At 68.9% G+C, this 13,634-nt stretch carries 12 protein-coding genes and 1 pseudogene; 8 read left to right on the top strand and 5 right to left on the bottom strand.

Annotated features, from left to right (window positions below):
- Positions 1-13: 13 nt before the first annotated feature.
- Both Sri02f_RS00295 and Sri02f_RS00290 read left to right on the top strand, forming a co-directional pair.
- Positions 14-2,041, top strand: coding sequence for a hypothetical protein (locus tag Sri02f_RS00295; protein ID WP_108999046.1), 2,028 nt, complete (start codon positions 14-16; stop codon positions 2,039-2,041).
- Entirely contained in the window at positions 2,041-2,757 is a 717-nt protein-coding gene (locus tag Sri02f_RS00290) for a helix-turn-helix domain containing protein (protein WP_108999045.1), read from the top strand. The genes Sri02f_RS00295 and Sri02f_RS00290 overlap by 1 nt, the downstream gene beginning before the upstream one ends.
- Positions 2,758-3,713: 956 nt before the next feature.
- On the opposite strand, the gene Sri02f_RS00280 is transcribed toward Sri02f_RS00290, so the two are convergent.
- Entirely contained in the window at positions 3,714-3,959 is a 246-nt protein-coding gene (locus tag Sri02f_RS00280; protein WP_108999044.1) for a DUF3761 domain-containing protein, read from the bottom strand.
- 276 nt (positions 3,960-4,235) lie between these two features.
- Between Sri02f_RS00280 and Sri02f_RS00275 the strand changes: the two genes are divergently transcribed.
- The 6 genes from Sri02f_RS00275 (at position 4,236) to Sri02f_RS42395 (ending at position 9,100) form a co-directional block, all read left to right on the top strand.
- Positions 4,236-4,895, top strand: coding sequence for a hypothetical protein (locus tag Sri02f_RS00275; RefSeq protein ID WP_108999043.1), 660 nt, complete (start codon positions 4,236-4,238; stop codon positions 4,893-4,895).
- A 162-nt stretch (positions 4,896-5,057) separates the two neighbouring features.
- Positions 5,058-5,564, top strand: coding sequence for a hypothetical protein (locus tag Sri02f_RS00270; RefSeq protein ID WP_159106619.1), 507 nt, complete (start codon positions 5,058-5,060; stop codon positions 5,562-5,564).
- Between the two features lie 883 nt (positions 5,565-6,447).
- Positions 6,448-7,074 carry a replication-relaxation family protein gene (locus Sri02f_RS43970; protein WP_281261873.1) on the top strand — a complete coding sequence of 209 codons (627 nt, stop codon included), beginning with the start codon at positions 6,448-6,450 and terminating at the stop codon, positions 7,072-7,074.
- Complete coding sequence (locus tag Sri02f_RS43965) at positions 6,968-7,390, top strand: replication-relaxation family protein (RefSeq protein ID WP_281261878.1); 423 nt, start codon at positions 6,968-6,970, stop codon at positions 7,388-7,390. The genes Sri02f_RS43970 and Sri02f_RS43965 overlap by 107 nt, the downstream gene beginning before the upstream one ends.
- 273 nt (positions 7,391-7,663) lie before the next feature.
- Positions 7,664-8,290 (top strand): DUF6417 family protein, encoded by a 627-nt coding sequence (locus tag Sri02f_RS41985; protein ID WP_174855555.1) that lies wholly within the window; start codon positions 7,664-7,666, stop codon positions 8,288-8,290.
- Positions 8,291-8,623: 333 nt separating this feature from the next.
- Positions 8,624-9,100: a lamin tail domain-containing protein gene (locus Sri02f_RS42395; protein ID WP_108999041.1), complete on the top strand. Its 477-nt coding sequence runs from the start codon at positions 8,624-8,626 to the stop codon at positions 9,098-9,100.
- A 239-nt stretch (positions 9,101-9,339) separates the two neighbouring features.
- On the opposite strand, the gene Sri02f_RS40990 is transcribed toward Sri02f_RS42395, so the two are convergent.
- The 4 genes and pseudogenes from Sri02f_RS40990 to Sri02f_RS00225 all read right to left on the bottom strand — a co-directional run.
- Positions 9,340-9,582 carry a hypothetical protein gene (locus tag Sri02f_RS40990; protein ID WP_159106618.1) on the bottom strand — a complete coding sequence of 81 codons (243 nt, stop codon included), beginning with the start codon at positions 9,580-9,582 and terminating at the stop codon, positions 9,340-9,342.
- Between the two features lie 361 nt (positions 9,583-9,943).
- Entirely contained in the window at positions 9,944-11,596 is a 1,653-nt protein-coding gene (locus Sri02f_RS00240) for a trypsin-like serine peptidase (protein WP_245970220.1), read from the bottom strand.
- Between the two features lie 520 nt (positions 11,597-12,116).
- The gene (locus tag Sri02f_RS00230) at positions 12,117-12,872 is read right to left on the bottom strand and encodes a hypothetical protein (protein WP_245970218.1); all 756 of its coding nucleotides are present in this window, start codon (positions 12,870-12,872) and stop codon (positions 12,117-12,119) included.
- Between the two features lie 391 nt (positions 12,873-13,263).
- Positions 13,264-13,515: pseudogene (locus tag Sri02f_RS00225) on the bottom strand (transposase); the annotation flags it as partial.
- Positions 13,516-13,634: the final 119 nt, after the last annotated feature.

Below are 13,634 nucleotides of genomic sequence, written 5' to 3'. Positions count from 1 at the left end.
ACGAGGAACCACGATGGATGCACAGACCTACACGACCGGCCTCGCTGAGCTGCGCACACTGCGCGACGACATCAAAAAGACCGCAGCCGCCCTAGCCCGCCTGGAAACCCAGCGGAACAAGACCGTCACGGCCCTGGCAGCCCACGACAAGGCCAAAGCAGAGCGGATCGCCCCCGCAGCCGGACTCAGCATCGCCGACATCGTCGCCCTCGCCCCCCACCTCGCCCCCCAGGGCATCCCCGCCCCCCACACGGCCGAACCGGCACAGCAGACCCCCCAACCCGCCACCCCCGCCCCGGACCCGGCACCCCCCGCGCCGCCCCCGCCGGCAGCCACCGACCCCTCCACCCCCCGCGAACTGCCCAACCTGCCGCCGGACACCGACACCGGGCGCTGGTTCACCCCTACCCCTGGCCTGGCCTCCACCCGCCCCAACTTCACCCAGCAAGCCCGCCCCACCGTCTTCCTCGACACCGCCACCGGAACCCTCGTCCACCGCGACCAGACCATCCGCCTCGATCTCGGCGACCAGTCGGCCGCAGCCATCCTGGCCGCCGTCTTCCACACCGTCCCCGACACCACTCAGCGCATCTACATCACCTCCGGGGCTCCCTGGCACCACGACGCCGACCGCTACCCCTACCTCCGCGACGCCGTCGCCGCCTGGCTCAACGCCCCCGTCCCGGGCTGGCGCACCGACACCGGCCGAGGCCGCGACCGGATGGCCGGACACTTCGTCCACGCCCGCAACCCCGTCGCCCGCTACCAGCGCGAACACAGCGACCACCACGTCGAAATCCGCAGCGTGGGGGAGTGGTTCGACGTCGAGGACGCCGACCACCCCGGCATCGTCCGCGACGCCTTCCGCCTATTGTGGGAAGAACTGCGCCGCCACTTCAGCGACGCCGTCATCATGGGCTCACCCTCCCAGACCGGCCGCGACCTGTGGACCCGCACCATCCCGCAGCGCGGCCAGCACGCCGACGGATTCCCCGTCCTGTCCGAAGAACTGCGCGGCCTGCTGCACGCCACCGCAGGACAGGGCCGCAACGAACTCCTCACCCCACCCCGCATCCCCGACCAACTGCCCGCACTGATCGAATACGACCGCACCTTCGCCTACGCCAAACACACCTGGAAATCCCCGGTCGGCGCCCCACGCCGCATCACCGGCAAGACCTTCGCCTCCTGGAGCGCAAAAGAACAACACAACGCCCTCTACGGCTGCGGCCACTGGCACATCCGCGTCACCGTGCCCGACGGCTGGAACCACGTCGGCCTCCTGCCCGCCCCAGCACCCGGCGAGCGCGCCTGGCACTACCCCGCCGAACCCGGCACCACCTTCACCACCTGGGCCGGCGGACCAGAAGTCCACGCCGCCCTGTCCAACCCCCTCCAGCCATGGAAAGTCGAGATCCTCGACGGCATCCTGTGGGAGGCAGGCAAACCCCTCGACGACTGGTCCAAGAAACTCAAGGAGACCTGGACCAGCCTCTCCGCCCAGGCTCATTTCCAGGGCAACCCCCAGCAGGCCCGGGCCGCCCACCTCGCCTCCCGCGCAGTCCGCTCCATCCTTCTGTACGGCATCGGCTCCTTCGCCCAACGCCCTCGGATGGTCACCGGTACCACCCCCCGCACAGCGGAGCGCGACGTCCCGCCGGACGCCGAAATCATCGGCTTCGACGACGAACTGATCACCTGGCAGAAACCCACAGGCTTCGCCCGCGACCCCAACGCCCACCCCGAATGGGCCGCCGCGATCTGGTCCGGCGCCCGGGCCGCCCTGCTCACCCAGTACCACCGCGACGACGACACCTACGCAGGCGCCCTGCATACCCCGCCCGGTACCGTCATCGCTTTCCGTACCGACGCCGTCTACCTAACCCAATCCCAAAACTGGCCCTACCATCACCGGCCCGGCGACTACCTCCTCAAAGGCCACCTCCCCGGCCCCGTCGACGCCCCCGCCGACGAAACGCAACTCCTCGTCCTGCGCGACATCGGCCGCCAGACCCTGAACAGCACACCGGAAGGCACCTGATGCCGCCCCGCCGCAATCCGACAGCACGCGCAGGCGAGTTGAACGAGGCAGCCCGCCTCGCCGACCGGCTCCAGGCCGCCGGCTACACCAAACGCGACATCGCCCGCATCATCGACCGCGACCCCTCCTTGGTCTCGCAGTTCTACACCAAGAACAAAGGCGCAGCGTTCGTCCCCGCCCTGCGCGAAGCCCTGACAGCCGTCGAAACCGGCGGAATCACCGACCTGCCCGAACTGACCGCGATCGCCGCCCGACACACGACCCGCCGCACCACCTCCTCCGGCGCCCGCGCCCGGGTCCGCAGCAAAGCCGTCCTGATCACCCCCACTGGCACCGGCTCCGGCCGCGTCGCCGCCCAGGCCATCGCCTCCGGCTCCGCCCGCCTGCGCCCCCTCATCGCCGAAGCCGCCCGCCAGGGCCTCCGCCTAGCCTTCACCGTTCGCTTGGCCAAGACCGCATACCTGCATCCCTCCGGCAGCCGCACCGACTCACCCGGCATCCGCCGCGATGTCATCCAACGCGCCGACCACACCGAAGAACGCTCCTACGGCTCCGCCCAGACCGGCGGCTTCGACGCCGCCGACATCGCCCGCCGCGTCAACGCCGCCGCCGGAGACGTCACCGCAGCTGTGCACCAATGGCTGGTCGAAACCGGACGCATCCACCCCGACGCCCGCATCCTCCACCTCGAAATCCGCACCTGGCGCCCGCACTGACCGGCCCTCCACGACACACCAGGGCTTCCCCGACCTGCCGACGTGCAAACGTGGCAACGATGGACAGCGGTAGGTTGACCACCATGGTGCTGTCGTCAGGGGAGCGCGTGAGGGCCGCGATTGCCGCGCTCATGCAGTTGACGGGGGAGACGCAAGCCCACCTCGCTGTGGCCCTGGGAGTCAGCCAGGCACAGGTCAGCCGCCGCCAGTCCGGCGCCGCGGCGTGGCCCCTGGATGACTGCGACCTTGTGGCGGCCTACTACGCCATCGACGTACTCGACCTCCTGGCCGGGCCCACCCGCGCCTGCGAAAGCCTGCCACCGTCGCGTCGACCCACCCCGCAGCCCCAGTATCCACCGACTGCAAAAGGCCCCAGATGGTGGTGCGTTCATCAAGGCGCGCCGACCCATGACTCTTCCTAAAACTCCGTTGCCCGGCCTCCTGTCCACGGACTTTGTCCAGACGTCCCGTGCCTGCAACCTGCCGGCTCGGCTGGTGATGGAAAGCGGGCAGTGTCCTGCTCGCCCGGTGCGGCTCGAGTGCATCGTTCGCACTCCAGAACAGACAGCTTGATCTTGGCTTGCGGCCCCTCTACGAGGCGCTTTGCTTCTCTTGACAGGTGCCCTCCCTCCAACTTCCCTTCCCCATAGGCCAGGTCGTCAGGGCGAGTTCTGAGGCCGTCGCTACTGACCTTTGGGGCATGATGCCGTCAAAGTGAGGCTGGCGAGGCTGGTTTCGGCGAGGCAGGTGGCGGTGGTCAGTAGGGCTTCCATATCGCTGTCGCAGGCAGGGCAGAGCCGGGGGGCGGGGCTGGTAGCGCCCCGGCGAGGCCAGCCGCCGGCTTTCCAGGCGGGTGCGTCGGCCAACTCATCTTCGTAGAACTCCTGCGGTAAGACGTGTAGGCGCAGCCCACGACCGCGTTCAGGCTCAGCACGGGGCCAGGCACCGCTCTTTGACTACCGGTACCAGTACTTCACGCCCCGGTGCCGCGAGCAGGTGCCACGGAAGTGGGCACTGTACGAGTACGTCCCGTCCTTGCACTTCGCCGTTGCCCCACGCGGGTGCGGACTGTTCGCCTTGCACACGCCCGTCGTGTGCCGGGCGCACGACGCCGCTGCTGCGTCTGTCGCCACCGCCAGCGGTGCCAGCAACGCGCCCGCCACCAACGCTGCGGTCACAGCACCCCGAAGCCTGACAAACATGAAGCCCCCTTCTACGTCGAACCGGAGATGAGATCATCCACCGGTCGGCCGCAGCACCGGCACAGAGTCCAAGGCACTTTGCCGGGCTGTGACAGAGAGAGCCGAAGAGACACCCCACGTTCGACAGGATCGGACTTATGTGCGAGGGCGGCGGTCGTCGACGCACGCCCCCCCGTCGGACGGTGTGGATGCTCCCGCCCGGGCACCCCGCCCGGTGTGCGCGATTCCCGGTAGGGCAGCATCTGCTCAGTTGCCGCCTGCCCGTGAGGGGTCGTCATGCGCTTCACTAGCCGCGCTGCTGTGTCTGCGCTGCTGACCTGCCTGTCTCTTGCAGGCTGTTCGTCCGTCCCGCTGGGCATGCCGGGCCCGTCGTCATCCAGCGCGGCGGCGTCTTCGGCGGGTGCCGCGGGCGGGGCCCGGTCGATCGCGGTGGGGGCCGGCCCGCAGAAGAAGTACACGGTGCAGCAGCAGCCCGCGGCGGGCAGCTGCCACTACCGGTATGAGAAGGGGGAGCCGCTGGAGGACCCGAAGTGCACGCCGGGCGCGATCTCCCCGGCCGTCACGCAGGCGAACCTGAAGTCGACGATCTGCCGCAAGGGCGGCTACACCTCCGGCGTGCGCCCTTCCGCGTACGTGACCGGCAAGGAGAAGCGGCTCAACGCCGCCTCCTACGGCTACACCGGGAACACGGGCGACGCCGAGTACGACCACTTGATCAGTCTGCAGCTGGGCGGCGACCCCAACGACTACCGCAACTTGTGGGTGGAGCCGGCCGACCCGGGCCACAAGAGGGGCAGCGGGGTCAACAACGGGAAGGACCCCGTGGAGACGAAGCTGCACACCGCGGTCTGCGCCGGCAAGGTCACCCTCGCGCGGGCACAGCAGGCGATCGTCTCCGACTGGACCACCGCGCTCACCACGCTCGGCCTCAGCTGACCCGGAACCCCTCAGCGTGCCGTACGTGGGGCCGGGCCGGCGGTGCACCGAGACGGCCGCGAAGCGGCTGTTCAGCGACCAGCTGGTCGACCAGGTACAGCGCCTGTCCGGCATCCACACCTGGATCGAGTAACCACGCGCCATCACGAGTAAGAATGCGAGATGAGTGAAAGCGTGCGACGAGCCAACGGACTCGTCCCGGTCCAATACCACCAGTTCAACATCAGCGACGAGGACGGGCCGACCGGACCCGGTCTGGCACCCGAGCACAACGGACTCGTCCAGGTCACCGACGGCGTCACCACTGTCCTGACCGGCATCCACACCGGCAACGTCGACGTCACGGTCACGCTTCACCAGAACGAGCCCGCACCTGACGACGCCGACTGGCAGGAGCGCGTGGAGATCTCCGCGCACTCGGCGTCGGGCGACTGCATGGTCCGCGGACTCATGGACGATCTCGACGAAGAACTGCCCGTCCTTTCGTTCGACGGCCCCGGCGACTACCGCCTGCGCATCCACGCCCGAGGCCGAGACACCGCAGTCGACCTCGCGCCCGACGAGGTGACCGAGTGGTACCTCATCCAAGTGTGGCCCGCACCCGCCGCGCCAGCGGCAGTACTCAGCCGGAGTGACGCCCACGGCGCATCAGTACGCGGCGGTCACTGACAGGCCGACCCCTCTGCTCGCCCGCCACAGGGCGGGCAGACGGGCCGCCGCCTGCTGCGCCAGTCGTACTACTGCGACGAGTTCTCCACCGTGGCGGTCATGCACTCCCTGATCGCGGTGGAGATCGTGCTGCGCGACCGCATCCCCGACGCGGGGACCAAGCCGCTGTTCCAGCTCATCAAGCAGGGTGCGCACGCGCGGTCCTGAGGGAACGGCAGGCGGAGTGCCTCGACCACGGCCGGCAGATCCGCAACGGCATGGCCCACGGCAAGACCACGCACGCGGTGACGCCTCGTTTTCGATCGTCTCCGAGCTCTGTGCCGCTGTCCGATGACGATGGACTTGGACCGTCTGCCATCCAAGTTGGGTCATTGCAAGCCCTGGAGCTACTCGCCTCGATCGTGCCGTACCTGTTCGCTGTCCGCCGTAGTCGGTGCCCCTCGCTGCGTCGAGCGCCGTAAGAGCATGGCTGGTCTGATCATCAGATAGATGGCCGAGAACACCACGCAACGGGACGCCAGCTCGGATCCCCATGCCCTGTCCGTCAGAAGGGTCACGGTGGCACCTGCTGCGAGGCCAAGGGCGACTGGTGCCGCCACCCACAGCCACCATCGCCTCATACCTGGCGAATACCCCCAGGGGGCGGTTCTACTTCGATGGCGATCGGTCCGACTTCGGTGGCATAGGACAGCCGCGCCCGCCTGAGGATCACGGATCGGTAACGGCGCTCGAGCGAGTGTCACACCGTCGACTTCCGCCACACCTCCAGCAGGTGACGGGGGATTCCATCCAGCCCCCGCGCCACCGGGAGCGCGAACCTGAGCCGCGCTCGACCTGGTCAAGGGGTGTCGAGCGGCCTCCGGACGGCTCGGAATCCAGTGCCGTGAACGGTGCCGCGAACGATTCCAACGTCTTTCCCATCACCGCAGCTCACACCGCCCGCCAGGGTGCATCCCGGCACGCTGACACCTCTCTCCTTTCTCCTGAGACGTCGGCGAAGGGGAAGAAGTCCACCCCTGCGGCCAAGGTGCGTGCCGATGCGCTGCGGATGCTGGGGTGTGTGCGGATAGCGACGGTGCGGCAGATGGCTGAGGTGATCACGGCGGAGGATCGGGACGGTCGGTCGTACGTGCGCAGGGCGATGAAGAAGCTGGCGGAGCTGGGGCTGGCGGAGACAAACGGCAAGGACGGCAAGCATCAGATCTGGAACCTGACCCCGGTGGGGCAGAAGGCCGACGGCAACGAGTTGCCTCCCCATCCGAAGGCCGGCACCGGGGCGAAGGCTGTTCGAGCCGGGTTCGGTCCGCATGGCGTCGCGGTGACGGACATGATCCTGGCCTTCGGCCCGCAAGCATCTGACCGACTGGCAGGTGGAGGTGAACCACGCCATCAAGGACACCGGCCTGAGCTTCACCACCGACGCCGTCCTCGCGCTGCCGACCAAGACCAGCGAGATGCGCCTCTTCGAGCTCGACAACGGCACCATGTCCCAGGCCCGCCTCGCCCGTGAGGTCTGGGACTACGAGCGCTACGCCGGACACCGCGTCTGGGAAGGAGCCCGCGGCACCAACGGCCGCACCTTCCTGGCAGCGCCATCGCTACACCCGCTCCCAGACCTTCCCGCGGCTGCACGTCGTCCTGGCGGGCAAGGAGGAGCACCTACTCGACAACCGGCTCCAGGCGCTCACCGCCGACGTCCAGGGCATCGCCATCGCGATCTGGGTGAACACCCTGCCCCGGCTCCTGTGAGGGGAGCCCTGGTACGAGATCGGCGTCGACGACCCGACCGGCGCCGCCAGCGCTCCCCCGAGCCCGCCGGCCGCTGAACGCCGCCCACGACGCCGGGCGCGTCCTTGCGTACGAAGGGCCTGCCCGGCGCCCGCCCCGGCGTAGGGATGATGGCAAAGCGGCGACGCGATACGGCGAACGTCGACAGACAGGGCCAGCACCAGGCCGGCGGACGGCGAGGGCGTGATCGTCACACCCGACCGCCTCCGCAAAAGGCCCCGAGTGGGACGTAGACGTGACCTCAGCGCTCCGCCGCCTGTTGCATCGGCGGGGGCGCATGGTCCGGACGCGCGCTCCCAGGACCACGGGGGATGCGGATGACGTATGAGGACAGCGCCCTCACTGTGCTGGAGGTGGTGGCTGACCGGCAGGAGGCGGCCGGCCACGGCTGGGCCTTGGACTGGGACCTGCGCCCGGTCAAGCAGCGCGTGTTCAACCTGGCCGCACGCGGCTTGGTGGAGTTGGCGGGGCGGGAGGACCGTGCGGAGCTGTCGGCGTGGGAGGGGCGGGCCGTGCGGTGGGCGGCGCGTCCGACGCCGTGCGGTCACGACCTTCTCCTCTACAACCGTCTGCGTCCCCAGCCCGCGCCGGATGAACCCGGGCCGGGGCTGCGGCGGGTGGAGTTCATCCCGGCGCAGATGACCGCGCTGCGCCTGTTCGTCGCCCTCACCGGCCGACTCCGGGTGCCGCCCGCCGATGGACTCGCGGAGCGGGTGCGCAGGGCCCGGCGGGAGGCGGGCACGAACCGGCATGTGCTGTACCTGTCGCCAGAGCAGATGGAGTCGGTGGCGTACGGGTTCTGGCTGCACAAGATGTCCGGTTCCGCGCTCGAGGCCAACCGCTTCGCCCGCGAGTACGGCATCGCCCACCCCACTGCTTCGGCCACCGAGCCCTCGGCCCGGCCAGGCAGCACAGAGGGGCTCCAGATCTGTCGGTAGCGAGGGCGGCTGTCACCCACTTTCGGGTGACGCCTCATCGCGAGGCGGGGTGGCGTGCCGTGGCGGACAGGCACGATGCCTCAGCAGTACCAAGGGGCGTCGCCGCGCCAGGCCGTCAACTACGTGCATACACGGGATAAATGGTTGTTACAGGCGACAGTCACAGAGAAGCGGGCAACCAGTAACACAAGCCCTGTTTCCCTCCGGACTCCGGTGAGCGGCGGCCAGAGTGTGTGTGCGGCCAAAACCGGCCGCCACCCACACATCGCACCGACATCCCCGACGGCCCTGAACGCCGGCGGGGGAGGGTGCCCGCACCATCTGGGGGACTTCTTGTCCGCTTCTGCTTCCGTCACCGCCCGCCGTCTGGCCTCCGCCGCGCTCGCGGCCGGCGCTCTCGTCTCGGTGGCAACCCTGCCGGCGTCCGCGGCCGACCACCGTGCGGCCCGCCCGACGGTGGAGATCTCCGCCGTCCAGGCCGACTCCCCGGGGCGCGACGACCGCTCCAACCGCTCGCTGAACAAGGAGTGGGTGGAGCTGACCAACACCACCCGTCAGAGCGTGAACCTCGACGGCTGGACCCTGAGCGACGACTCCGGCCACCGCTACACCTTCGACCACTACCGCCTGGCCGGCCGGGCCACGGTCCGGATCCACACCGGCGTCGGCCGCGACACCCGCACCGACCTCTACCAGGACCGCCGCGCCTACGTGTGGAACAACGACCGCGACACCGCCACCCTGCGCAACGACCACGGCCGCTTCGTCGACGACGCTTCCTGGGGCCACCGCCGCGGCGGCCGCCACTGACCCACCCGCCCTCCCACAGGGCCACGCCACGGGTCCATCGCCCCGTGGCGTGACAGACATGCCGGCAGCGCGCGACCCGGTGGTGCGGTCGCGCGCCGCTTCCCCGTTTTCCCTCGGGGGAGTACTTCCCGGTGCCGGGGGCTGCTGGTGTTCGTAGGCTGGAAGTGCTCGGGGCCGGCGTTGGTGGAGGTGTGTGGTGCCCCGAACGATTTGGTCCGGCGCGATCAGCTTCGGCCTGGTCACGGTGCCGATCCAACGTGGTGAGCGCTACCGAGGACCACAGCATCCACTTCCACCAGTACCGCGTGGAAGACATGGGCCGGATCCGCACCCGCAAAGCTGCTCAGGGTGCGCGAGGACGCGATCGTTTTGCACGCGATGCGCTGGCCGGACGGGATCCGCGACCCCGCCGAACTGCTGCCGCTGGCCGTGGAGCTGTCCGAGGGCGAGATCGAGGGCGCGATGGCGCTGATGGAGTCCATGAGCAGTGAGGATCTTGAGGGGGAGGAGTTCCGCGACTCCTACACCGAGGCTGTCGCGAAGATCATCGAGTCCAAGCGGGAGGACAAGCCGCTGCCCGAGGCGCCCAAGCCCAAGGCGCAAGGCCAGGTCCTGGACCTGATGGCCGCGCTGCAGGAGTCGGTACGCAAGGCTCAGGCCTCCGAGGCGAAACCGACGACACCGAGGCCGACGTCCACGACCTCGCCCAGCCGAAGAAGAAGACCGCCGCCAAGAAGACCGCGAAGAAGACGCCGGCGCGCAGACCGCGCAGGGCGTGATCCGGGTGGCGCGGTGGGTTCGGTCACCCGGATCCGCCTGCGCTGTGAGCCAATTATGGGGCGGTTACTTCGGGGGAACGAGCATGTGTTCGGTGCCGAAGGTGGCGCCGGTGTGTGTGTACATGGTGGTCTCGCCGTCGGACCAGCGGACGAGCAGGTCGTCCGGCCAGCCGTTGGAGTCGTAGCTGCCCGCCGTCATCACCGAGTCGTGAGACCAGATGCTGCCAGCCGGAGCCATTTGGATCTCCTTGCCGACGCCGCCGGGGCCGGTCTCCTGGAACTGGGAGACATGTCCGTCGGACCAGCGCACCAGCGTGTCCCAGTTGTTGCCGCCGGTGAAGTCACCCGCAGTCACCAGAGTGGCGTCCTCCCAAGCACTCTTCGGCTTCTCCAACTGGTGTTCGGTGCCGAAACCCTTGTCGCCGACCGCGGTGTAGTCGGTGACTTCGCCGTCGCTCCAGCGCACCAGCAGGTCGCTGACATACTTCGCGGTGCCGAAGCTGCCCCCGGTGATCTGATCGGCATGGCTCCAGATGGAACCGGCGTCGGCCAGTTTGCTCCCGCCGTCCACGCCCTTGGTGCCGACGTCGGGGAACAGGCTGACCTCGCCGGAGTCGAACACCACCAGCAGGTCCGAGCCGTTGCCGCCGGCGAAGTCCCCACCGGTGATGGACTTGGCGTTTTGGAAGATGCCGTGCGGCGCGGCCAGCCGGCGCTCGCCGGTGAAGCCGTCGTTGCCATCACCGGTGTACAGGGTGACCTCGCCGTCGGTCCAGACCACGATCAGGTCGGCTTTGCCGTCGCCGGTGTACTCGCCCGAGGCGAGCAGCTTGGCATGGGACCAGGTCTCACCGCCGCCCATGGAGTACGGCAGCGGCGGCTGGTCGTAGGTGCTGCCGTGCTGGGGGACCTGGTTGTTCTTCGCCTCGTCGTACAGGCGGAAGAACCAGTCGCCGTGCATGGGGCTGTAGGTGAGCCAGTCCACGTTCGCGTCGTTGCCGCCGCCGAAGTACCCGCCGACGTTCCCGATGATCTCCCCGGTGCCTTTCGCCCAGTCCACCTGGGAGAACCAGGGACCGCCGGAGACACCGCTCCACATGCCACGGCACTTGGCCTGAACCTGGTAGAAGCCCGGCAGCGCCTCCGTCTGCGTGGGGCACCGCACCGGATGGTCCTCGGGGTCGTGGCTGGAGGGGTAACCGACCATCGTGACCTTGTTCAGGTAACCGGGAGTCCGTACCAGCGTGTTCGCGCCCACCACGTCCTGCGCCTGCTTGCCGCTCTTCGAAGGCTCGAGCCGGCCGAAAGAGAAGTCCAGGTCGGAGACAGGCTTCTTGGTGTTGTGCACGTAGCGGTTGTCGGTAAAGAACTTGGCGACGCGGTAGAAGCCGAAGTTCTGCTTGTCCAGCGTCTGTTCGGCGGCGTACATGGGGACGAAGACGGCCTTGCCCCCGTCGCAGTGCCCCGCGGTCAGGATCAGATTGTGCCCGGGGCTCTCCACCACGCTGGCGGTGCAATGGTGCGCGTGCATCCGCTCGGTGGTCGGGTCCGTGTCGTAGGTGAAGATCGTCCCGACGGACGGCAGGCCGAGGAAGTGCTCCGCGGTCGGCATGTCTGCCGCCACGCCGGGATCGGCCGGGGCCGCCCGCCGTAACTGGGCCTTGGCGCTCGGGTCCGCCTGTTGCGCGGGTCGCGCCGGGTCGGTGGCCGAGGCCATGCGTTCAGGCGTCCAGAAGCGGATGGCGTCCTCGTCCGAAAAGGCGTCGTCGCCGGGCTCGGTCGCGGCGGACCCGCTGGCGCTCGCTGAGAGTGAGGCCGAGGGCTCCCCGGTGCCGGTCCCGGTCGAGGGGCTGGCAGATACCGAGGGCGCGGGTTCACCGGACGGTGCGGCTGACCTTTCACGGGACGGTCCGGCGGACGGCACCGTCGCCGGGGACAGGTGGGGCGCCGATGTGGCGTCCTGAACTGTGGCCTGCGCCTGGGCGAGGCTTCCCCCTCCGGTCAGGAACAGGGTAGTTCCGGCCGCGAGGATCACGAGGCGCGATATTCGTCTGTGTGAGGTAAGCAAGGAATACTTTCTGAGTCGTGGACAAATGGCCTCCGGACCGGAAGCGGCCGGAGGCAGCGAAGGAGATGAAGGGAGTACCGGAGAAGGCGGGGAACACAGTTCGGCACGCGCCCACCGGTGCCCGCTCGAGCCGCTCGGGGTTGACGGTCCGCGGCCGCCACGTTCGCCGCTACGCGGAGGGCGCAGCCTTCCGTGAGCGGCGGCGCCGTACCGCGAACGCGCCGCCGGAGGCGAGGACCAAGGCTGCGGCCGCGCTGCCACCGGTGACTGCCCAGGACGGGCCGCCGCCGTCCGCGATGGGCTGGCCGGCGATCGTGACGTGCTGCTTCGTGGTCTGCTGCCCATGGTGGCTGACCACGGTCACGGTGTAGCGGCCGTTGGGTACGTCGCCTCGCAGCTGTCCGTGGCCCGCGTATACAGTGCCAGGGTCGTCGCATTTGCAGCCGGGGTCGTCCGGGCTGTCCGTCTTGATCGTCAACGGGCCCTTGAGGATGGGCGACGTGATGGTCAGGGAGTTCTCCCCCGGTGCGGCCCGCAGGTCGGTGAGGACCACCCGGACGTCGCTGCCCGGGCGGAGGGAGGCGGGTGTGCCGCTGCCGGGGGACGCGTTCCTGGGCCCGATGACGAACCGGTAGATCTGCGCAGTGTTCTCCGCTAGGACCTTGAGTTGTGCGGTGGCGATGGTACGGCCGTGGCTCGTCGCGGTGACCGGATAGGTGCCCGCGCGCAGGCCCGAGCGGACGCGGTGGTCTGTTCCTGGCGCGTCCACCTGGACCGACTGCGGCGAGCCCTTCTTCAGGGGAGTCAGGGTGATTGGCTCCTGCAGGGCGGGGGAGGTGACCTCGACCTTGTCCCATCCCGGTGGCATTCCGTCGAGGCTGAACGAGATGTCGTCACCCGCCTCCAGGGCGAGGTTCTGATTCACGTGGTACTCCAGGCGGACCGCCGGAGGCGGGCTGCCGCCCGGAGCGGGGCTCGCGCCCTCGGCGGCCGACGCCCCCGTCGCCCCTCCCAGCAAGGGCGTCACGGCAAGGCCAGCGACGCCCACGGCCCGAACTGCGTTGCGTAACAATGAGTCTCCTTCGATGCAGGACAGCTGAGCCGGGAAGGCCACATCGATACCGATCCGCCCTCGAGGAAGAGGGCAAAGACGCGCATCAGGTTGCGAAAGATCCTGTTCACGGTGCACGGCCCCTCGCCGAGGACGAACACCCCTACGCATCCCCCATGCGCCGCACGCAGTCCGACAGCTACGCGCTGAACTACGGCGCCGCTTAAAGAACGTTTTGTCCCGGCGAGGTTGTTTGGTTCGAGGTTCAGGTGTCGCGCCAGTTCAGGGTGGATTCGCGGGTGAGTCTGCGGCTTATGAGGTCGATCATCGCGACGTGGATGATGGCTTCGGAGCGATGGGGGTGGGTTTCGTAGTCGCGGGCCAGTCGGCGGTGGTGCATGAGCCAGCCGAAGGTGCGCTCGACGACCCAGCGTCGCGGGATCACCTCGAAGCCTTCGGTGCCCGGGGTGCGTTGGACTACTTCCACATCGATGCCGAGGCGGGCGCCGTGTTCAATGGCTGGCTGCGTAGGTGAGACCGGAGAGCGCTTTTAGGCGGTTCCGGAGAGCGGTCTGGGTGTCCACCCCTGTGGAATGTTGCTGAGAACTGGCAGCAGGCAGTTGCGTCGGAACCGGA

Origin of the sequence: Streptomyces rishiriensis (assembly GCF_003112535.1) — a bacterium.
In the GTDB taxonomy this organism is placed as follows: Bacteria; Actinomycetota; Actinomycetes; order Streptomycetales; family Streptomycetaceae; genus Streptomyces; species Streptomyces rishiriensis.
Note: the sequence above shows the minus strand (reverse complement) of the source record. Positions and strands in the feature narration are given on the sequence as shown.